At 65.2% G+C, this 19,471-nt stretch carries 15 protein-coding genes; 4 read left to right on the forward strand and 11 right to left on the reverse strand.

Annotated features, from left to right (window positions below; all coding sequences use genetic code 11):
* Nucleotides 1–37 precede the first annotated feature (37 nt).
* The 3 genes from guaA to CJO11_RS09905 all read right to left on the reverse strand — a co-directional run bounded on the left by guaA (nt 38) and on the right by CJO11_RS09905 (nt 5,164).
* A complete protein-coding gene (guaA, locus tag CJO11_RS09895) occupies nt 38–1,612 on the reverse strand; it encodes a glutamine-hydrolyzing GMP synthase (RefSeq protein WP_095012566.1) in 1,575 nt (524 codons plus the stop codon).
* Between the two features lie 559 nt (nt 1,613–2,171).
* Nucleotides 2,172–3,743, reverse strand: coding sequence for a class I adenylate-forming enzyme family protein (locus CJO11_RS09900; RefSeq protein ID WP_095012567.1), 1,572 nt, complete (start codon nt 3,741–3,743; stop codon nt 2,172–2,174).
* A complete protein-coding gene (locus CJO11_RS09905) occupies nt 3,740–5,164 on the reverse strand; it encodes a M20/M25/M40 family metallo-hydrolase (RefSeq protein ID WP_095012568.1) in 1,425 nt (474 codons plus the stop codon). The genes CJO11_RS09900 and CJO11_RS09905 overlap by 4 nt, the downstream gene beginning before the upstream one ends.
* A gap of 108 nt (nt 5,165–5,272) precedes the next feature.
* Here CJO11_RS09905 and gyrB point away from each other — a divergent pair, with 108 nt between their 5' ends.
* Both gyrB and CJO11_RS09915 read left to right on the forward strand, forming a co-directional pair.
* Nucleotides 5,273–7,801, forward strand: a complete 2,529-nt coding sequence (gyrB, locus tag CJO11_RS09910) for a DNA topoisomerase (ATP-hydrolyzing) subunit B (RefSeq protein WP_095012569.1) — start codon at nt 5,273–5,275, stop codon at nt 7,799–7,801.
* A gap of 72 nt (nt 7,802–7,873) precedes the next feature.
* Nucleotides 7,874–9,628 carry a bifunctional metallophosphatase/5'-nucleotidase gene (locus CJO11_RS09915; protein ID WP_095012570.1) on the forward strand — a complete coding sequence of 585 codons (1,755 nt, stop codon included), beginning with the start codon at nt 7,874–7,876 and terminating at the stop codon, nt 9,626–9,628.
* A 12-nt stretch (nt 9,629–9,640) separates the two neighbouring features.
* On the opposite strand, the gene CJO11_RS09920 is transcribed toward CJO11_RS09915, so the two are convergent.
* From CJO11_RS09920 to CJO11_RS09945, 6 genes are all read right to left on the reverse strand, one after another.
* On the reverse strand, nt 9,641–10,273 hold the full coding sequence (locus CJO11_RS09920; protein ID WP_095012571.1) for a TetR/AcrR family transcriptional regulator: 633 nt from the start codon (nt 10,271–10,273) through the stop codon (nt 9,641–9,643).
* Between the two features lie 79 nt (nt 10,274–10,352).
* Nucleotides 10,353–11,153 carry a DUF1295 domain-containing protein gene (locus CJO11_RS09925; RefSeq protein ID WP_095012572.1) on the reverse strand — a complete coding sequence of 267 codons (801 nt, stop codon included), beginning with the start codon at nt 11,151–11,153 and terminating at the stop codon, nt 10,353–10,355.
* Nucleotides 11,150–11,773 (reverse strand): 1-acyl-sn-glycerol-3-phosphate acyltransferase, encoded by a 624-nt coding sequence (locus tag CJO11_RS09930; RefSeq protein WP_240504427.1) that lies wholly within the window; start codon nt 11,771–11,773, stop codon nt 11,150–11,152. The genes CJO11_RS09925 and CJO11_RS09930 overlap by 4 nt, the downstream gene beginning before the upstream one ends.
* Before the next feature lie 63 nt (nt 11,774–11,836).
* Nucleotides 11,837–13,444, reverse strand: a complete 1,608-nt coding sequence (locus CJO11_RS09935; protein ID WP_095012574.1) for a carboxyl transferase domain-containing protein — start codon at nt 13,442–13,444, stop codon at nt 11,837–11,839.
* Between the two features lie 10 nt (nt 13,445–13,454).
* On the reverse strand, nt 13,455–13,760 hold the full coding sequence (locus CJO11_RS09940; protein ID WP_095012575.1) for an alkylphosphonate utilization protein: 306 nt from the start codon (nt 13,758–13,760) through the stop codon (nt 13,455–13,457).
* Nucleotides 13,757–14,926, reverse strand: coding sequence for an isovaleryl-CoA dehydrogenase (locus CJO11_RS09945; protein ID WP_095013340.1), 1,170 nt, complete (start codon nt 14,924–14,926; stop codon nt 13,757–13,759). The genes CJO11_RS09940 and CJO11_RS09945 overlap by 4 nt, the downstream gene beginning before the upstream one ends.
* Before the next feature lie 103 nt (nt 14,927–15,029).
* Here CJO11_RS09945 and CJO11_RS09950 point away from each other — a divergent pair, with 103 nt between their 5' ends.
* Nucleotides 15,030–15,800, forward strand: coding sequence for an ATP-binding cassette domain-containing protein (locus CJO11_RS09950; RefSeq protein ID WP_095012576.1), 771 nt, complete (start codon nt 15,030–15,032; stop codon nt 15,798–15,800).
* The gene (locus tag CJO11_RS09955) at nt 15,797–17,338 is read left to right on the forward strand and encodes an ABC transporter permease/substrate-binding protein (protein ID WP_095012577.1); all 1,542 of its coding nucleotides are present in this window, start codon (nt 15,797–15,799) and stop codon (nt 17,336–17,338) included. Before CJO11_RS09950 ends, CJO11_RS09955 begins: the two co-directional genes overlap by 4 nt.
* 9 nt (nt 17,339–17,347) lie before the next feature.
* Here CJO11_RS09955 and CJO11_RS09960 read toward each other — a convergent pair whose 3' ends face one another.
* Entirely contained in the window at nt 17,348–18,418 is a 1,071-nt protein-coding gene (locus CJO11_RS09960) for a class I SAM-dependent methyltransferase (RefSeq protein WP_095012578.1), read from the reverse strand.
* Nucleotides 18,415–19,353, reverse strand: a complete 939-nt coding sequence (gene lgt / locus CJO11_RS09965; RefSeq protein WP_095013341.1) for a prolipoprotein diacylglyceryl transferase — start codon at nt 19,351–19,353, stop codon at nt 18,415–18,417. The genes CJO11_RS09960 and lgt overlap by 4 nt, the downstream gene beginning before the upstream one ends.
* Nucleotides 19,354–19,471: the final 118 nt, after the last annotated feature.

Consider the following 19,471-nt stretch of genomic DNA (forward strand, 5'->3'; position numbering starts at 1 on the left):
CGAGCCAGACGGCGCGTAGCGCGGGCCGGGTGCCCGATTATTCCCACTCGATCGTGCCGGGCGGCTTCGACGTATAGTCGTAGACCACCCGGTTGATGCCCTGCACTTCGTTGACGATGCGGGTCGCGCAGCCGGTGAGGAACGCCGCGTCAAATGGATACACGTCGGCCGTCATTCCGTCGGTGCTGGTCACCGCGCGCAAGCCGCAGACGCTGTCGTAGGTGCGATAATCGCCCATCACGCCCACGGTTTTGACCGGCAACAGCACCGCGAAAGCCTGCCAGATTGCGTCGTAAAGCCCCGCCTTGCGGATTTCGTCGAGGTAGATCGCATCGGCCTTGCGCAGGATGTCGCAGCGATCCTTGGTGACTTCGCCTGGGATGCGGATCGCGAGGCCCGGGCCGGGGAAGGGGTGGCGGCCGACGAACAGATCGTTGAGGCCGAGCTCGCGGCCCAATGCGCGGACCTCGTCCTTGAACAGCTCACGCAGCGGCTCGACCAGCTTCATGTTCATCCGCTCGGGCAGCCCGCCGACGTTATGGTGGCTCTTGATCGTGACGCTCGGCCCGCCGGTGAATGAAACGCTTTCGATCACGTCGGGGTAGAGCGTGCCTTGCGCGAGGAAATCCGCCCCGCCGAGCTTGTTCGCCTCTTCCTCGAACACCGCGATGAATTCGCCGCCGATGAACTTGCGCTTCTTTTCAGGGTCGGTGACCCCGGCGAGGCCCTTCATGAAGCGCTCTTCGGCATCGACCACCACCAGCGGGATGTTGTAATGGTCGCGAAACAGGCTCTCGACCTGCTCGCGCTCGTTGAGGCGCAGCAGCCCGTGGTCGACGAACACGCAGGTCAGCTGGTCGCCGATCGCTTCGTGGATCAGGATCGCCGCGACCGAGCTGTCGACCCCGCCCGAAAGGCCGCAGATCACTTTTCCATCGCCGACCTGCTGGCGGATTTCGGCGACCTTGGTCTCGCGATAGTGCGCCATCGTCCAGTCGCCGGCGAGGCCGCAGACGTGATGGACGAAGTTGGCGATCAACTTGCCGCCGTCGGGGGTATGCACCACCTCGGGGTGGAACTGGGTGCCGTAGAACTTGCGTGCCTCGTCGGCGATCACCGCGAATGGTGCGCCGTCGCTGGTGGCGACGATCTCGAACCCGGGGGCGAACTGAGTGACCTTGTCGCCGTGGCTCATCCATACCTGGTGGCGCTCGCCGACATCCCACAGCCCGTCGAACAGCGCGCACGGCTTGGTGACGGTGATGTAGGCCCGGCCGAATTCGCCGTCCCATTCGCCGTCCTTGCCCGGTTCGACCCGCCCGCCGAGTTGGTGGCTCATCACTTGCTGGCCGTAACAGATGCCGAGGATCGGCAGCCCCGCTTCGAACAGCATCTGCGGTGCGCGCGGAGATCCTTCTTCGGGCACCCCGGCGGGAGAGCCGGAGAGGATGATCCCCTTGGGCTTCAGTCGGGCAAAGGCTTCCTCCGCCTGGTTGAACGGAGCGATCTCGGAATAGACCCCGGCCTCGCGGACGCGGCGGGCGATCAGCTGGGTCACCTGGCTGCCGAAGTCGACGATGAGGATGGAATCGGGGAGGGAGGACTGGTCCATGCGCCGGTGCGTTAAGCGCGGCGGCGCATAAGGTCCAGCGGATCGAATGCAGGTTTCCACGCGTGCGCTGAATCTCTGCTCATGCCCCCGGATCGGTAGCAACGCCGCTGCAATGGCCCGGTCGGATCGAGCGGCATCCGGGGAAGACCTTCGATTACGCTGACGCGCGCGATGCAACTGTGCAGTTTCGCGCAAGTCGCGCGACAAGCGTCGGGCCTAATGGCATGATAAAAAGAGATATATGCCCTGATCCGGTGGATTTTTGCGATTGCAAATCATGCAAGTATGTTGCTCTATACGCAACATCAGGCGCTTTTTTCGCATTTGTCTCTGCGTTAGCCGCCGCCTATCTGCGCTCTCGAGCCGGGCTGAGGTTGTCCTCTCCCCCCCTTGATGCCCAGCCCGGTCAATAAATCGGCTTGCAACCGCGTCCCCCCCAAGGGTTGCCAGTCGTAATCGCCACCGCACACAGAGGCGGCACGGCGAAAAGAAGCGGAGCGGCGACAACCCTCCCCCCTTGTAGGTCGCCGCTCCGCTTTCACTTTCCCGAAATTGCTAGCTACGCGATCTCGATCGCCGAGGCCCGTTCGCGGAGCTCGGTCTTGAGCAGCTTGCCGATGTGGCTGCGCGGCATTTCGTCGATCGCCAGCAGGCGCGAAAGCCGCTGGGTCTTGCCGAGCGTGGCGTTGACGTCGGCCATGATCGCATCGAGCGCGCTTTCGGCGACGCCGTCTGCGAGCCGCACGAAGCCGACCGGGGTCTCGCCCCAGCGGCGGCTTTCGACACCGACCACCGCGGCTTCCGCCACCCGCGGATCGGTCTCAAGCGCGGCCTCCAGGTCGCTGGGATAGATGTTGAACCCGCCCGAGATGATCATGTCCTTCGCTCGGCCGACCAGCTCGACGAACCCTTCGGTGTCGATCCGCCCGATGTCGCCCATCCGCTGCCAGGTTTCGCCGGTCGCGGGATCGGTCCAGTATCCGTCGCGCGTCTTGCCCGGCTGGTTCTTGTAACCGCTCATCATCGTGCCGCTGCGGCCGACCAGGTTGCCGGGTGTGCCGGGAGCCACGGGGTTGTCTTCGTCGTCGAGCACCATGAGCTCGCTTCCGGGGGCGGGGCGGCCGACGGTGTGCAGCTTTTCGGGAAATTCGTGGCACGCAAGCAGGCAGACGACGCCGCCTTCGGTCATCGAATAGATTTCCGTCAGCGCGCCGGGCATCCGGTCGAGCACCTGCCGTTTGAGTTCTGCGGAGAACGGTGCGGAGGTGCAGTACTTGAGCTTCATCGCCGACAGGTCGAATTCGTCGAACGCCGGCTCGTCCATCAGCCGTTGGTATTGCACCGGGACCAGCATCGTCACGTTGCTGCGATCGGCAGATGCGTATTCGAGCCAGCGCACGGTGTTGAACTTGCCCATCACCCGCACCGTCCCGCCCGACAGCAGCGGCGGCAGGAACGCGACCATCGTGGTATTCGAATAGAGCGGGGTCGAGGCGATCGAGACCGCTTCCAGCCCTTGCGCGGCAAAGCTCGATGCGGTGCTGGCGAACTGGCGCCAGCGCATCAGGTGCGAATGGACGATGCCCTTGGGGATGCCGGTGGTGCCGCTCGAATAGATGATGTTGAACGGGTCTTTCTCGTCCGGCTCGAACGGAGCGGCCCGGGTGCCCGTCGGGGCCATCCACGCGTCGAGCTCTTCGTCGAGCACGATGTGGTCGAGTCCGGGCATGAAATCGCTGCCCAGTTCGGCCAGCTTCGCCCTGTCGATGAACAGGTGCCGTGCCCCACTGTCGGATGCCATACCTGCGAGCTGTTCGGCACTGGCGCTGGTGGTTAGCGGGGCGGCCACCCCGCCTGCGCGCACCGCAGCGAGGAACACCAGCGCGTAAGCGATGCTCGAATAGCCGAGGATCGCGACCGATTGCCCGCGTTCGAGCCCGGTTTCCTGCAACCTTGCAGCGATCCGTTCGACCCGGTCGCCGAGTTCGCCCCAGGCCAGCTCGCCGTTCTCGTCGCGCAGGGCAGGCTTGTCGGGCTGCACGGCGGCCCAGTCCGCGATCACTTGCGGGAACGAGCTGAACGGTTCGGCCAGCCGTGCGCCGATCGCTTCGGCGCTCAAATCAGTACTCATGGATTGGCCAGCTCCTTGACCAGTGCATAAAGATAGTCGCGCGCGGTGTAGACCGCCTTGACCTCGACCCGCTCGTTCAGGCCATGGACGCCGTTGCCATCAGGGTCGCCCCAGATGCTCGGCACCCCGTAAGTCGGGATGCCCGCGCCGCCGGTATAGACCCCGTCGGTCGCCCCGGTGGACATCGTCGGCACGACCGGCACGCCGGGGAAGTACTTCGCGGCGAGCTTCTCCATCGGCCCGATCAGCGTGGGATCGAGAGGCGGGTTTACCGCAAGCGGCTTGCCTTCGCGGCGATAGGTGATCGCAACGCCGGGATCGTCGATCAATTTCGTCAGCGTGTCCTTGACCTCGGCCGGGGTGTGGCCCGGGAAGATCCGGCAATTGACGTTGGCGGTGACGTGTTGCGGCAGCGCGTTCACCGCGTGCCCGCCTTCGATCATCGTCGCAACGCAGGTCGTGCGCAGCATCGAATGGAGCGCCTTGTCCTTGTTGACCACCGCCATCGCCTCGGCATCGTCGAGGTTCTTGGTCAGCGCGACCATTGCCTTGCCGATCGCATCGGGCCGCATCGCCCCGGCCTTGGTGAAGAACGCGCGGGTGGTGTCGTTGAACTCGGCCGGGAATTCATAGCCGCGCACTCTCTCGAGAGCGTCGGCCATTTCGTATAGCGCGTTGTCGGGCTTGGGTTGCGAGCTGTGCCCGCCCGGGTTGGTGGTCGTCAGGGTGTAATCCTGGTAGATCTTTTCGCCGACCTGGATCGTCTCGACCAGCAGGTGTCCCTTGCCGTCGGTACGCCCGCCACCGCCTTCGTTCAAGGCGAATGCGGCGTCGATCAGCGGCAGCTTGTTGGCTGCAAGGTACTCGGCGCCGTTGAACGCGGTATCGGTCTCCTCGCCGCAAGTCAGCGCCATCTTGACGGTGCGTTCGGGTTTGTACCCGGCCTGTGCGAAGCGGATCAGAGTGTCCGCCCAGACCGAAGCCATGTATTTGTCGTCGATCGTGCCGCGCGCGTAGTAGTAGCCGCCTTCCTCGATCAGCTTGAACGGGTCGCGCACCCAGTCGGAACGCTTGGCGTTGACCACGTCGATATGCGCCAGCAGCAACATCGGTTCGAGCGTTTTCGAAGTTCCGGGATAGACCACCACGATCCCGCCCTCCTTGGGGTGGTCGGGGACAGAGAACAGCGTGATCGCGTCCTTTGGGATGCCCGCGGCCTCCATCCGGGTGGCGATCTGCTGCGCCGCGATGGTGCAATCGCCGCTGGCGATGCTGGTGTCGGTCTCGACCAGTTCCTTGTAAAGTCCGAAGAATTGCTGCTGATCGGGGCGCAGCGGACCCATCTGCCCGGTCGGCACCTGCGCCGCGACCGGCGCCGCGGCCATCGCGGCGGCTGCCGCAGCAAGAATCGAACCCTTCATTGCGTCTCTCTCCCGGTATTTTGCCGCCCCAATTCAGCAGGTTTGACCTGTGGATGGAAGGGGTCTGTGCGGCTTCCTAATCCGGCCTTCGGTTCCTATATACTGGTCATGGACGAGAACACCGCAAACACCCCCGGAAACGAGCCGAAAAAAGGCGAATACGGCGCAGACTCTATCAAGGTCCTCAAGGGCCTCGATGCAGTGCGCAAGCGGCCCGGGATGTATATCGGCGATACCGACGATGGATCGGGCCTTCACCACATGGTGTTCGAGGTGTCCGACAACGCGATCGACGAAGCGCTCGCGGGGCACTGCGACCTGGTGCTGATCGAGCTCAACGCCGATGGTTCGGTTTCGGTCGAAGACAACGGCCGCGGCATCCCGGTCGGGATGCACAAGGAAGAGGGCGTTTCGGCGGCCGAGGTCATCATGACCCAGCTCCACGCGGGCGGCAAGTTCGAGAACACGTCCGACGACAACGCCTACAAAGTGTCGGGCGGGCTTCACGGCGTGGGCGTCTCGGTGGTCAACGCGCTCTCCGAATGGCTCGAGCTGACCATCTGGCGTGACGGTAAGGAGCACTGGATGCGCTTCGAGCACGGCGACGCGGTCGGCGCGCTCAAGATCGTCGGCGATGCCCCGCCGGTTGCCAGCAACGGCGACGAAAGCGGGCTCAAGAAGGGCACCCGCGTGACCTTCATGGCCAGCACCGAGACGTTCAAGAACGTCACCGAGTTCGATTTCGAAAAACTCGAACACCGCTATCGCGAGCTGGCATTCCTCAATTCGGGCGTGCGCATCCTGCTGCGCGATAATCGGGGCGAAGAGCCGCTCGAGCACGACCTGTTCTACGAAGGCGGGATCGCTGCGTTCGTGAAGTACCTCGATCGCAACAAACAGCCGCTGGTGCCCGAGCCGATCTCGGTCAGCGCGGACAAGGACGGCATCGCCATCGACGTCGCGCTGCAGTGGAACGATTCGTACTACGAAAACGTGCTCTGCTTCACCAACAACATCCCCCAGCGCGACGGCGGCACGCACCTCGCCGCGTTCCGCGCCGCGCTCACCCGCACGCTCAACAACTATGCCAGCGCGTCGGGCCTGATGAAGAAGGAAAAGGTCTCCCTTTCGGGCGAAGACATGCGCGAAGGGCTGACCGGGATCGTTTCGGTCAAGCTGCCCGACCCAAAGTTTTCGAGCCAGACGAAGGACAAGCTGGTCAGCTCCGAAGTGCGTCAGCCGCTCGAAAGCCTGATGGGCGAGAAGATGACCGAGTGGCTGGAGGAAAACCCGGCCGACGCCAAGGCCATCGTCCAGAAAATCATCGATGCCGCCGCTGCCCGCGAGGCCGCGCGCAAGGCCCGTGAAATGAGCCGCAAGGGCGCGATGAGCGTCGCCAGCCTGCCCGGCAAGCTCAGCGACTGCCGCGAACGCGATCCCGCGCTGTGCGAGCTGTTCCTGGTCGAGGGCGATTCGGCGGGCGGATCGGCCAAGTCGGGGCGCGACAGCAAGTATCAGGCGATCCTTCCCTTGCGCGGCAAGATCCTCAATGTCGAGCGTGCACGGTTCGACCGGATCATTTCGTCGCGTGAAGTCGGCACGCTGATCCAGGCGATGGGCACGGGCCTGCGCGACGAGTTCAACCTCGAGAAGCTGCGCTATCACAAGATCGTGATCATGACCGACGCGGACGTCGACGGCGCGCATATCCGCACGCTGCTACTCACCTTCTTCCACCGCCAGATGCCCGAGATCGTCAAGGCCGGGCACCTGTTCATCGCCCAGCCGCCGCTGTTCAAGGTGAGCAAGGGCCGCAGCGAGGTCTACCTGAAAGACCAGGGCGCGCTCGATCGCTACCTCGTCGACGCCGGGCTCGCGGGCCGGGTGCTGGAGACGCGCGGCGGCGCGCGCTCGGGCGAGGACCTGCGCACGCTGGTCGAACACGCCTTGCGGCTGCGCAACCTGCTGGCGTTCATTCCGCGCAAGTACGATTCGGGGGTGATCGAACAGCTGGCGTTGGCAGGGGCGCTTGCGCCAGGGCTCGACCGGGCCGCCCGCCAGGCCGCTCTGGAGCAGGCTGAACACCGATTGGGAATGGGTGATCCCGAAGGCAAGTGGTCGGCCGAGCTGCTCGAAAGCGGCGCAGTCCACGTCTCCCGGCTGTGGCGCGGCGTAACCGATGTCCACGCAATCGACGCCAAGTTCCTCGACAGCGCGGAAGCGCGCAAGCTCGACCGGCTGGCTTCGGAACAGGCCGATGCGTTTACCGAACCCGCCCAGCTGGTCCGTAGCGGTGCCGAACCGGAACCCGAAACGGGTGACGACAGCGAAGGCGAGGACGAAGCGATCGTCGCCCGCGAGGGCGCGATCACCCGGCCGACCGAATTGCTCGATGCAGTGCTTGTCGCCGGGCGCAAGGGCCTGTCGATCAGCCGCTACAAGGGGCTGGGCGAGATGAACGCGGAACAGCTATGGGAGACCACGCTCGACCCGGAAAACCGCGCGCTGCTGCAGGTCAAGGTCGAGGATGCCGACGTCACCGACGAGATCTTCACCCGGCTGATGGGCGATGTCGTCGAACCGCGACGGGAGTTCATCCAGGACAACGCGCTCAACGTAGCCAACCTCGACGTGTAGGCGGCTGCGGGTTCCCGCAATCCACCGCAAATTGACTTGAACCGGCATCCGCGAGGGTGCATCGCGCGGGCTATGTTTCGTCAATTGCTCGCGATTCCGCTCGCGCTCGGCCTCGCGGCTTGCGCAACCGTCCCCCCGCACACCGCCAGCGCGCCGCCGCCCGACCAGCCGGTGACGGTGCGGATCGTCGGGATCAACGATTTCCACGGCAACCTCGAGCCGCTGAAGCGCCCGCTCGACCTGACGGACGGGCACGGCGGCGAGCAGACCGTCTATGCCGGCGGTGCGGCGTGGTTCGCCTCGGCGGTCGAGAAGACCCGCGCGCAAAACAAGGATTCGATGGTCATCGCTGCGGGTGACCTGATCAGCGCCAGCCCGCTGATCAGCTCGCTGTTCCTCGACGAGCCGACCATCGGGGTGATGAACCGCATCGGGCTCGAATACAGCGCGGTCGGCAACCACGAATTCGATCGCGGGTGGAAGGAATTGAAGCGCCTGCAGATGGGCGGCTGCGAGAAGAACACGCTGCGCCAGCCGTGCGCGGTCGAAAACCCGTACAAGGGGGCGCAGTTCGAATACCTCGCGGCCAATGTAGAAATGCCCGACGGTTCGACGCTGTTTCCGGCTTACGCGATCAAACGCTTTGGAAGCGGCCCCGACGCAATTGCCATCGGAGTGATCGGGCTGACCTTGCGCGATACCGCCAACATCGTTTCGCCGACGGGTGTGAAGGGCCTGACCTTCACCGACGAGGCGACGGCGATCAACAAGGCGGTCGCGACGCTTGAGACCAAGGACGTCGACGCGATCGTCGTCGCGATCCACCAGGGCCTGGTGCCCGAACCGGGTGCCGACTTTACCGGCTGCGGCGCGATCTCGGGCGGATTGCGGCCGATCCTCGAACGGCTCGACCCGCGGGTGAACCTGGTGATATCCGGGCACACCCACCGCAATTACGTGTGCAACTTCGCGACGGTCGATCCCTCGCGCCCGTTCATTGTCAGCCAGGCCGGCTACGGCGGGACCGAGATCACCGACATCGCGATGACGATCGACCCGGCCAAGCGCACCGTTCTGTCGATTACCGCGAAGAACATTCCGGTCCAGAGCCCCAGCCCGGCCGCCGGGCCGGAGCGCCCGCTCGACCCGAATTTCGCCGCTTTCTCGCCCGATCCGAAGATTGCGGCATATGTCGCCCAGTACGCGGCTGCCGCGCGCGACGTCACCAATCGTCCGGTCGGCAAGGTTTCAGGACCGGCGCTCAAGCGCGGCTACGAAAATCCGCTCGGCGACCTGATTGCCGACGCACAGCTCGCCGCGACGAAGGATGCAGGGGCGCAGGTGGCGTTCATGAACCCAGGCGGGATCCGCTCCGACTTGATGCCCGCAGCCGACGGTTCGGTGACCTTCGGCGATATCTATGCCGTGCAGCCGTTCGGCAACACGCTGGTGACCGAGAACCTGACCGGCAAACAACTGCTTGCCATGCTCGAGCAGCAATACGCCAATCCCGACGGGACCGAACTGGCCAACGTGATGTCGGTATCGAAGGGTTTCACCATGACGCTCGATCCGTCGAAACCGATCGGGCAGCGGGTGGTCAGCGCGGCGCTAGGCGGCGAGCCGATCGATCCGGCGGCGACCTACCGGGTAACCATGAATTCGTTCCTTGCCAGCGGGGGCGACGGGTTCACGGTGTTCGAGCAGGGCACCGATCCGGTGGTCGGTCCGCTCGACGTCGACGCGATGGAAGCCTACCTCGAAACACCCGACGGCAAAGCGCGTCAGCTGCCCGCTGGCGGGCGAGTGACTGTGCTCGGCCAGTAAGCGCCCTGGGGGTCAGGCCGCGCTGATCCGGGTGACCCCGGCAGCGCCGCGATCTTCGCCAGAAAGCCCGTCGAACAGCGTATCGACGATCGTTGCGAGCTTGGCCTCGCTCAAACGGTCATCGAGGTACACCAGAGTTTCGGGCATCGTGTAGACATGCACCATCTGGTTGATGAGCGAGAGAGCTTCGTCGATCTGCAAACCGGGGAACGCGCCATCGGCCTGTGCCTGTGCGATCAGTTCGCAAAGGTAGTGGTCGGCAAGGTCGACATAGCTTTCGACCCGCGTGAAGTGGTTCGCGCCGAGTTCGCACTTGGTCTCGAAAGCTGCCGGGTTTTCCCGGTAGCGCGAGCGGGTCAGCCGGAACCGGCGGACGTAGAATTCGAACATCTTGCGCTTGGGCGGAAGGTCGGTTGCGAGCACTTCCTCCATGATCTTGATGTGGTCGGCGTACCATTCCTCGAGGATCGCATCGACCAGCTCGATATCTTCGGCAAAGTGTGCCTCGACCCGCGCCCGCGGCACACCGGCGGCACTGGCGACCTGTCCGATCGAGACGGCCTCGCCGCGCTCTTCGACCAGCCGTTCGGCTACCGCCACCAGGCGCGCACGCTCGTCACCGTGACTGAGGTCGATTGAGTTCACCGTAGGCTCCCGTCGGTCTTCCTGCGGCCCAATCTAGGGATTGCAGGGCGAGCCGTGAAGACCCCCGCGGGAGTTTCGTTCAGCGTTTGCGCGGCGGCCAGGGGATGAACCCGCTGGTTCGCTCGACATAGGCGGCGTAGTCCGGGCGCTTGCGGACCAATCCGGCTTCGAGCAGCGGCTTGCCCGACCAGCGGGTGAGCGTGAATGTCAGGAACAGCGGCCCGACGACGGTCCACGCCGCGACCGTCCAGCTGACCGATGCTGCCACCAGCCAGATGCCCCACCATGCGCAGGCATCGCCGAAATAGTTGGGGTGGCGGGTATAGCGCCAAAGTCCGCTGTCGAGCACCTTGCCGGCATTGGCGGGATCGGCGCGGAAGCGAACCAGCTGCAGGTCGCCGACCCACTCGAAATAGATGCCGACGAGGAAAAGCGCGATCCCGGCCAGTGCGAGCGATGGCACGTCGGGGCGATCGCCGGCCGCGATGATTCCCGCCTGCGCGGGCGAGGATACGAGGAACAGAAGCACAGCCTGCCCAAGCCAGACTTTGGTCAGCGCGGCAAACGCGAAGCGCCCCTTCTCGCGGTCTTTGCGCAGGATCCGTTCGTAGCGCGGATCCTGCCCTTCGCGGTGCCAGCGGCGATAGAGGTAGATGCCGAGGCGGAAGCCCCATGCGCAGGTCATCGCCAGCAGGATCGTGGCAAGCGCGCTATCGTGGCTGCCGGGGCCATGGAGCCAGCTGGCGATTGCCATCAGCGCCATGCCCGTGCCCCAGAAGCTGTCGACGAACGAAACATCGCCGATGCGCACCGAAATCGCCCACAAGACCAGCACTATTGCAACGAGGATCGCCGCATTGATCATCAGCAGGTGGATCATTCGCCTCCCTCCCTTACCAGTCGCTCGGCCTGCGCTTCGAGCACCTTGAAGCGTTCGTAGTCGGGTAGTTTCGAGCGCATGAAGTGCGCGATTTCAAGCAGAGTCTCGCCGAGGCTGCCCTTGGGCCAGATTGGCGGGCCGAAACCCAGCACCATCCGTTCGTTGCACACCCACGCCGGCACGATCGGCACATTGGCTGCGCGGGCGATATGGTAGAAACCCGATTTCCAGCTGCCGTCGGTGGTGCGCGAACCTTCCGCTGCGATCACCAGTGCGAGCTTGTCGCGCTTTGCGAATACTTCCGCCACCTGGTCGACGTAGTTGGCGCGCTTGGTCCGGTCGATCGGAATCCCGCCCATGTCGAACATGAAACGGCGCATGATGCCCTTGAACAGCGTGTGCTTGCCCATGAAGTTCGGCTCGATGCCTTCCTCGGCGGTCGCGCCGATGAAAAACACGAAATCCCAGTTCGAGGTGTGCGGTGCCCCGGCGATGACGAACTTGGGCAAGTCGGGCAGGTGCCCGTCGATCTTCCAGCCTTTCCAGCGATAGAGCGCCATGATGATCCGCCGCACGATGCGCGAGGCGATCGTTCGCTTGCGTGGCGACTGTGTCGGCAAATCCCTCTCTCCCCGAAGCGGGGCTTCGCACGAGCCTGCCGCGCAGGCAAGCGCGAGAGGGCGTTACATCCGAAAAACCCCGAAGGCGGGGCGCTCGGCGATCGGCGCTTCGAGCGTCGCGGCGAACGCGAGGCCGAGCACGTCGCGGGTCTGCACCGGGTCCACCACTCCGTCGTCCCACAGCCGCGCGGTGGCGTAGTAGGGATTGCCTTCGTCTTCGTACTTCTGGCGGATCGGGGCCTTGAACGCCTCGGCTTCTTCCGGCGTCCATTTGTCCGCGTCGCGGTGGACGGTCGCAAGGACCGATGCGGCCTGCTCGCCGCCCATCACACTGATGCGCGCATTGGGCCAGGTGAACAGGAAGCGCGGGCTATAGGCACGGCCCGCCATCCCGTAATTGCCCGCGCCGAAGCTGCCGCCGATCACCACGGTGATCTTGGGAACGGTGGCGGTAGCAACCGCGGTCACCAGCTTCGCGCCGTGTTTGGCGATCCCTTCCGCCTCGTACTTGCCGCCAACCATGAAGCCCGAGATGTTCTGCAGGAACAGCAGTGGGATACGGCGCTGGCAGGCAAGCTCGATGAAATGTGCGCCCTTCTGCGCGCTTTCGGAAAACAGCACGCCGTTGTTGGCGAGGATCGCCACCGGTATCCCCCAGATGTGCGCGAAGCCGCACACCAGCGTGGAGCCGTAGTGCGCCTTGAACTCGTGGAACTCGCTGCCGTCGACGATCCGGGCGATCACTTCGTGCACGTCATAGGGTGCGCGCACGTCTTCGGGGATGAGGGCGTAGAGGTCTTCGGGGTCGAACTTTGGCGGGCGCGGTTCGCGCAGATCGATGTCTTTCGCAGCGCCGGTGTTCGCGCCGAGATGCGACACGATGTCGCGCACGATGGTGAGCGCGTGTTCGTCGTTTTCGGCCAGGTGGTCGACCACGCCCGATTTCTTCGCGTGCAGGTCGCCCCCGCCCAGATCCTCGGCGCTGATTTCTTCGCCCGTCGCGGCCTTCACCAGCGGCGGACCGGCAAGGAAGATCGTCCCCTGCTCGCGCACAATCACCGTCTCGTCGGACATCGCGGGCACGTAAGCACCGCCCGCAGTGCAGCTGCCCATAACGCAGGCGATCTGCGGGATGCCGAGCGCGGACATGTTCGCCTGGTTGAAGAAGATTCGCCCGAAGTGCTCGCGGTCGGGGAATACCTCGGCCTGGTAGGGCAGGTTCGCGCCGCCGCTATCGACCAGGTAGATGCACGGCAGACGGTTCTCCTGCGCGATCTCCTGCGCGCGCAGGTGCTTCTTGACCGTCATCGGGTAGTAGCTGCCACCCTTCACCGTGGGATCGTTGCACACGATCATCGCCTGCCGGCCTGAGACACGCCCGATCCCGGCGATCATCGAAGCGCCGTTGACGTCGCCCTCGTACATGCCCGTAGCGGCGAGCTGGCCGATCTCGAGGAACGGCGAGCCCGGATCGAGCAGCCGCTCGACCCGATCGCGCGGGAGCAACTTGCCGCGCGAAACGTGCCTCTCGCGATGCTTCTCCGGCCCGCCAAGCGCGGCTTCGGCAACCCGTGCGCGCAACTCGTCCGCAAGGCACTTGTTGTGCGCGAACCGCGCCTTTGCTTGCGGATCTTCGCGGTCGAGTTTGGAGGTGAGGACGGGTGCAGTCATACTTGGCGCCTCAACGCTTCTTCACGAACTCGGCGCGCAGGACGAGGCCCTTGATACCGGGATACTTGCAGTCGATCTCTTGCGGATCGCCCGTGAGGCGGATCGACTTGATCAGCGTGCCCTGCTTGAGCGTCTGGCCCGCGCCCTTGACCTCCAGGTCCTTGATCAGCGTCACCTGGTCGCCATCCGACAGCAGGTTGCCGACCGCGTCGCGGACTTCGACCTTGTCCTCTTCGGCTTGCCGCGCGGCCAGTTCGGAAGCCGGCATCCATTCGCCGGTCACTTCGTCGTAAACGTATTCTTCGTCGTCGCTCATCCCGCTGCTCCGATCAACTCGCGACCGATCAGCATCCGGCGGATCTCGTTGGTCCCCGCACCGATGTCGAGCAGTTTGGCGTCACGCAGGTAACGCTCCACCGGCCAGTCCTTGGTATAGCCCGCTCCGCCCAGCGCCTGCACCGCTTCGGCGGCGACCTTGAACGCGTTCTCGCTCGCCAGCAGGATCGTGCCCGCTGCGTCGAACCGGGTGGTCTGGCCTGCGTCGCACGCCTTGGCGACGGCGTAGGTGTAGGCGCGCGCCGATTGCAGCGCGACATACATGTCCGCGACCTTGGCCTGCATCAGCTGGAAAGAGCCGATCGGTTTGCCGAACTGCTTGCGCTCGCGCAGGTAGGGGATGACGGTGTCGAGGCAGGCCTGCATAATCCCGAGCTGAAGGCCCGCGAGCACCACGCGCTCGTAATCCAATCCGCTCATCAGCACGCCGACCCCGCCGTTGAGTGGCCCCATCACGTTTTCTTCGGGGACTTCGCAATCGTCGAACACCAGCTCGGCGGTGGGGCTGCCGCGCATTCCCATCTTGTCGATCTTCTGCCCGATGGAAAAGCCGGGCATGTCCTTCTCGATCAGGAACGCGGTGATCCCGCGCGATCCGGCGTGGCCGTCGGTCTTGGCATAGACCACCAGCGTATCGGCACATGTCGCGTTGGTGATCCAGAACTTGGTGCCGTTGAGCACGAAACCGCCTTGCACCGCGTCGGCCTTGAGCTTCATCGAAACAACGTCCGAGCCTGCGCTGGCCTCGCTCATGGCGAGCGAACCGACGTGCTCGCCGCTGATCAACTTGGGCAGGTATTTCGCCTTCTGCTCGTCGTTGCCCCAGCGGCGGATCTGGTTGACGCACAGGTTCGAATGCGCGCCGTAGCTGAGGCCGATGCTGGCGCTTGCGCGGCTGACTTCCTCGACCGCGATCACGTGTTCGAGATAGCCGAGGCCAAGCCCGCCCCATTCTTCTTCCACGGTAATCCCGTGGAGGCCCAGATCGCCCATTGCGGTCCAGAGTTCGTCGCGCGGGAACCAGTCGTCGCGGTCGGCCTTCTCGGCCAGCGGAGCAATCTGCTCGTCGGCAAACCGACTGACGCTTTCGCGGATCATTTCGGCCGCTTCGCCGAGCTGGAAATCGAAATCGGGGGTTGCGCGCAAAAGTTCTCTCCTGTTGCCGCGCCGCATAGCCGAGGGATGGTTGCAAAGGCAATCAAAGCCGCAGGGTCGCAATGCGCCGTCAACGCGGCTAGGCTCGCCAGCGATGGCCGATCCGGCGGACATGCTCAGCTTCGTTGGCGTGACGAAGCGCTTCGGCGCGGTGACGGCGGTCGATGACGTGTCGCTGTCTGTCCCGCGCGGGCAGTTCGTCGCGCTGGTCGGCGAGTCCGGATCGGGCAAGTCCACCTTGCTGCGTACGGTCAACCGCCTGGTCGAGCCCGATGCCGGCCATGTCGCGATCGAGGGCGCGGATGTGCTTGCCGGGCCGGCGCCCGCGCTGCGCCGCCGGATCGGTTACGTGTTCCAGTCGATCGGGCTGTTCCCGCATATGGATGTCGCGGCCAATATCGGCATCGGTGCACGGCTGGCGGGCGAACCGATGCGGCGCGAGCGGGTCCACGAGTTGCTCGAACTGGTCGGGCTGGAGCGCGAGCATGCCTTGCGAATGCCGTCCGAGCTTTCGGGCGGGCAACGCCAGCGGGTCGGGGTCGCCCGCGCGCTCGCGGTCCAGCCGGAACTGCTGCTGATGGACGAGCCGTTCGGCGCGCTCGATCCGGTGACCCGCGATGCGCTGGGTAACCGCGTACGCGACTTGCATCGCGAGCTGGGGCTGACAACGGTGATGGTCACGCACGACATGGCCGAAGCGCTGCTGCTTGCCGACCGGGTGCTGGTGATGGACGCAGGGCGGGTGGTCGCCGATGAGACTCCGCGTGCCTTGCTCAAAGGGGCGGGCGGCGCAGAAGCGCAGCAGCTCGTTGCGGTTCCGCGCGCGCAGGCCGATGCGATCGAAGCGATGGCGGGCGACGCGTGACGGGGATTATCTCGATCATCGCCGGGCTGGGCGACAAATTCGCGGCACACGTGCTGTTGTCCGCATCCGCGCTGGCGCTGGGCATTCTCGTTGCCTTGCCGCTGGCGGTGTGGGCGAGCCGGTCGCCTGCGGTCGCGCGCATCACGCTCGGTATCGCCAGCCTCGTGCAGACGATCCCTGCGCTGGCGCTGCTGGCGCTGTTCTTCCCGATCCTGCTCTCGCTCAGGGTCGTGTTCGGCGAAGCCTTGCCGACGCTCGGGTTCCTGCCCGCATTGCTCGCACTGGCACTCTATGCGGTGTTGCCGATCCTGCGCAATGCAGTGACCGCGCGGGCGGAGATGGAAGCCGGCGTGCTCGAAGCGGCCGACGCGGTAGGGATGTCCGGCTGGCAGAAGCTGCGGCTGGTCGAAGCGCCGCTCGCTGCGCCTTACATCATGGGTGGAATCCGCACTGCTGCGGTGTGGACGATCGGTGCCGCCACGCTGTCGACCACGGTCGGCCAGCCCGGCCTCGGCGATCCGATCTTCGCCGGGTTGCAGACGCAGAACTGGCCGCTGGTGCTGGCCGGGTGCATCGCCGCTGCGGGGCTGGCGATGGCCGCCGATTTCACGCTCGCGCTGGTTGAACGGGGGCTTTCCGAGCGCCGCCCGTGGCTGCGCCGGATCGGGTTCGGGATCATCGCACTGGGGGTGGCCGGGGCGCTGTGGCCTGCGTTCGTGCGCAATGCCGACGATACCGTCGTTATCGGTGCGAAGGGGTTTTCCGAACAATACATCCTCGCCCGGCTGGTCGGGCAGCAACTCGAAAAGGCAGGTTACAGCGTTGCCTATCGCGACGGGATGGGCTCGGCGATCGTCCAGAGCGCGATCGAGAGCGGGCAGATCGACATTTCGCTCGATTATACCGGAACAATTTGGGCCAACCAGCTCAAGCGCACCGACAATGTGCCGCGCGACCGGATGCTGGCCATCATCGCGAAGTGGGAAGGCACGCGCGGGGTCGATGTGCTCGGGCGGCTCGGGTTCGAAAACGCCTACGCGCTGGCGATGCGCGGGCAGCAGGCAAGGGCGCTGCACATCGAAACGCTGAGCGATCTTGCGCGCATCTCGCCGCGCCTGACGATTGGCGGGGACCCGGAATTCTTCGAACGGCCCGAATGGAAATCGGTCGAAACCGCCTATGGCATGCGCTTTGCGCGCGAGCGCAACTTCGCTCCGACCTTCATGTACGACGCACTGCAATCGGGCGAAGCCGACGTGATCAGCGCCTATACCTCCGACGGGCGGATCGCGGCCGACCACCTGGCGGTGCTGGCCGACCCCAAGCACGCATTGCCCAATTACGATGCGATCCTGCTGCTCTCGCAGCGCCGCGCGGGCGACAAGCGCCTGTCGGGCGCGCTCAAACCGCTCCTCGGCAAGATCGACGTGGCAACGATGCGGCAGGCCAACTTCATGGTCGATCGACCCGACGACAAGAAGACCCCGGCCGAGGCCGCGCACTGGCTGGAGCGGCAGATCGGGCTCGGCGGAAACTAGGCCGCGCGGCTAGTCCTCGCTGCCGAACCCGACGCCCTGCGGCCAGCGCTGCGATGCAAGCCCCATGACCTTGAACAGCTGGCCCATCTGGTCGTCGGCAATCAGCCGGTCGCGTGCGGCCTCCAGTTCCTGGCGGTAGTGCGGCGCGCGATAGGCGAGGTTTTCCGCGCGGGTCTCGATCCCCAGCGAGCGCAGCCAGTCGCCTTGCGTTTCGGTGCCGAGCCACCGCGCATCGCGTGACTGCGCGACCCGCGCAAGGGTGGCGAAATCGACCAGCGCGGTAAGATCGGCTTCGCCCGGAGCGCTGAGCGGATCGACGCTCTTGTGCGCTTTCACCGCTTGCAGCGTGGTGCCGGCGCGCCCGTCGGCATGGCCATAGTCGATCAGCAAGGCCGCCCCATCCTGCAAGGCGAGCCGGCCGGCGATTTCGTAGACGATCGCGGCAGCGGCGGGGCAAGTCTCGATGATCGTGCCTTCGCTCGCTTCGTGCCGGTCGGGCGGGACTGCGCTGTCCATCGGCTGGCTCCCGCTGACGAAGGTGAGGTTTTCATCGGCATCGAGCCCGACCATCCGTTCGCGCCAGCCGTCGGCAGTGCGGACCAGTTGGCGCACCGGGAGAGCATCGAGGAATTCGTTCGCCACCAGCAGCATCGGCCCATCGTCGGGCACCGTGCTGAGGTCGTCGTGGAACTCGGCATCGGGCACGGCATCGTATTGGAGCTTTCGCAGCGAAGGCGAGGTTTCGACGAAGTGGACGAAAGGCTCGAGGCCGTAGCGCTTCATGGTCCGCAGCGCGTCCTTGGCGAGAGTGCCGCGTCCCGGTCCGAGCTCGACATAGTGCGGCGGTTCGATCCGCCCGGCGCGGATCCACATATCCGCCAGCCATAGCCCGATCAGCTCGCCGAACATCTGGCTTATTTCGGGTGCCGTTATGAAGTCGCCCGCTGTGCCCAGCGGATCGCGCCCGGCATAATAGCGCGCGTTGCTCTCGGCCATGAAGTGCGCGACGCTGATCGGCCCCGAGGTGCGGATCAGGCGGCGGAATATGTCCGCCAGGCTCAGCTGCTCTTCGCCGCTCATGCCGGATCCGTGTCGCTGGCCTCCCCGGATTGCGAGGCGGCGGGCGCGGGTTTGCTCGGCGCACCGAGCGAGGGCCGGACAAGCGCGCGGACCACCATCCCGATGCCGATCAGGATCAGCGGGATCGTCAGCCACTGGCCCATGCTCAGGCCGGTACGCTCGGCGAACGCCAGCAGCTGCGGGTCGGGCTCGCGGAAGAATTCGACCGTGAAGCGCGCTGCGGCGATGCCCGCGGTGAATACGCCGACCATCAGCCCCGGGCGCCAGCGTGCGCGGGTCTTCCAGAACAGCGGCAGCATGATGATGATCATCAGCAGCCCTTCGAGCGCTGCCTCATAGAGCTGGCTGGGGTAACGCGGGATATCGCCGCCGCCGGGGAAGATCATCGCGAACGGGGTTCCCGGAGGGGCAGGGCGGCCCCACAGCTCGCCGTTGATGAAGTTGGCGATGCGCCCGAACATCATCCCGAACGGCACGTTGACCGCGATGTAGTCGGCCACCCGGATGAAGCTCAGCTGGTTGCGCCAGCAGACCCAGCCGATCGCCAGCAAAACGCCGATCACCCCGCCGTGGAAGCTCATCCCCCCGTCCCACAGCCGCAGCAGGTCCCAGCTGGGGAACTGACCGGGAGTAAAGTGCGTGAACATGCTCGGCTCGTCGCTGGTTCCGCCGGTGTAGAACGCGGCGTACCCCAGCCGCCCGCCGATAATGATGCCGAGCGTGCAGTAGAAAAACAGGTCGTCGGCATGACGCTGGGCCAGCGGCGCGCCGGGCGCCTTGATCATTTTCGAGATGTGCCAGTATCCCAACAGGATGCCGGCGAGGTAGGCGAGCGAATAGAAGCGCAGTTCGAAGAAGCCGAGGTTGATGCCCCGATGCAGGCCGAGGTCTGCGAAATGGATCACGTGGGGCGCTTCGGCCAGTAGTGACAGCAGCACGTTTGGTCCTTACCTAAGGCGCATACGGAGTGGGTGCGCCGATTTGCGCGCGCTTGTGGCATAGCCTGCGCTCCGGCGAAACCCCGTGCGAGCCCCCGCACGGGAAGTAACGATA

The organism is Tsuneonella mangrovi (assembly GCF_002269345.1).
Taxonomy (GTDB): Bacteria; Pseudomonadota; Alphaproteobacteria; order Sphingomonadales; family Sphingomonadaceae; genus Tsuneonella; species Tsuneonella mangrovi.

Bases quoted from the DNA above. Each gene is read 5' to 3' on its own strand.
- guaA (WP_095012566.1), bottom strand. From the start codon at position 1,612: ATGGACCAGTCCTCCCTCCCCGATTCCATCCTCATCGTCGACTTCGGC.
- CJO11_RS09900 (WP_095012567.1), bottom strand. From the start codon at position 3,743: ATGAGTACTGATTTGAGCGCCGAAGCGATCGGCGCACGGCTGGCCGAA.
- CJO11_RS09905 (WP_095012568.1), bottom strand. From the start codon at position 5,164: ATGAAGGGTTCGATTCTTGCTGCGGCAGCCGCCGCGATGGCCGCGGCG.
- gyrB (WP_095012569.1), top strand. From the start codon at position 5,273: ATGGACGAGAACACCGCAAACACCCCCGGAAACGAGCCGAAAAAAGGC.
- CJO11_RS09915 (WP_095012570.1), top strand. From the start codon at position 7,874: ATGTTTCGTCAATTGCTCGCGATTCCGCTCGCGCTCGGCCTCGCGGCT.
- CJO11_RS09925 (WP_095012572.1), bottom strand. From the start codon at position 11,153: ATGATCCACCTGCTGATGATCAATGCGGCGATCCTCGTTGCAATAGTG.
- CJO11_RS09935 (WP_095012574.1), bottom strand. From the start codon at position 13,444: ATGACTGCACCCGTCCTCACCTCCAAACTCGACCGCGAAGATCCGCAA.
- CJO11_RS09940 (WP_095012575.1), bottom strand. From the start codon at position 13,760: ATGAGCGACGACGAAGAATACGTTTACGACGAAGTGACCGGCGAATGG.
- CJO11_RS09950 (WP_095012576.1), top strand. From the start codon at position 15,030: ATGGCCGATCCGGCGGACATGCTCAGCTTCGTTGGCGTGACGAAGCGC.
- CJO11_RS09960 (WP_095012578.1), bottom strand. From the start codon at position 18,418: ATGAGCGGCGAAGAGCAGCTGAGCCTGGCGGACATATTCCGCCGCCTG.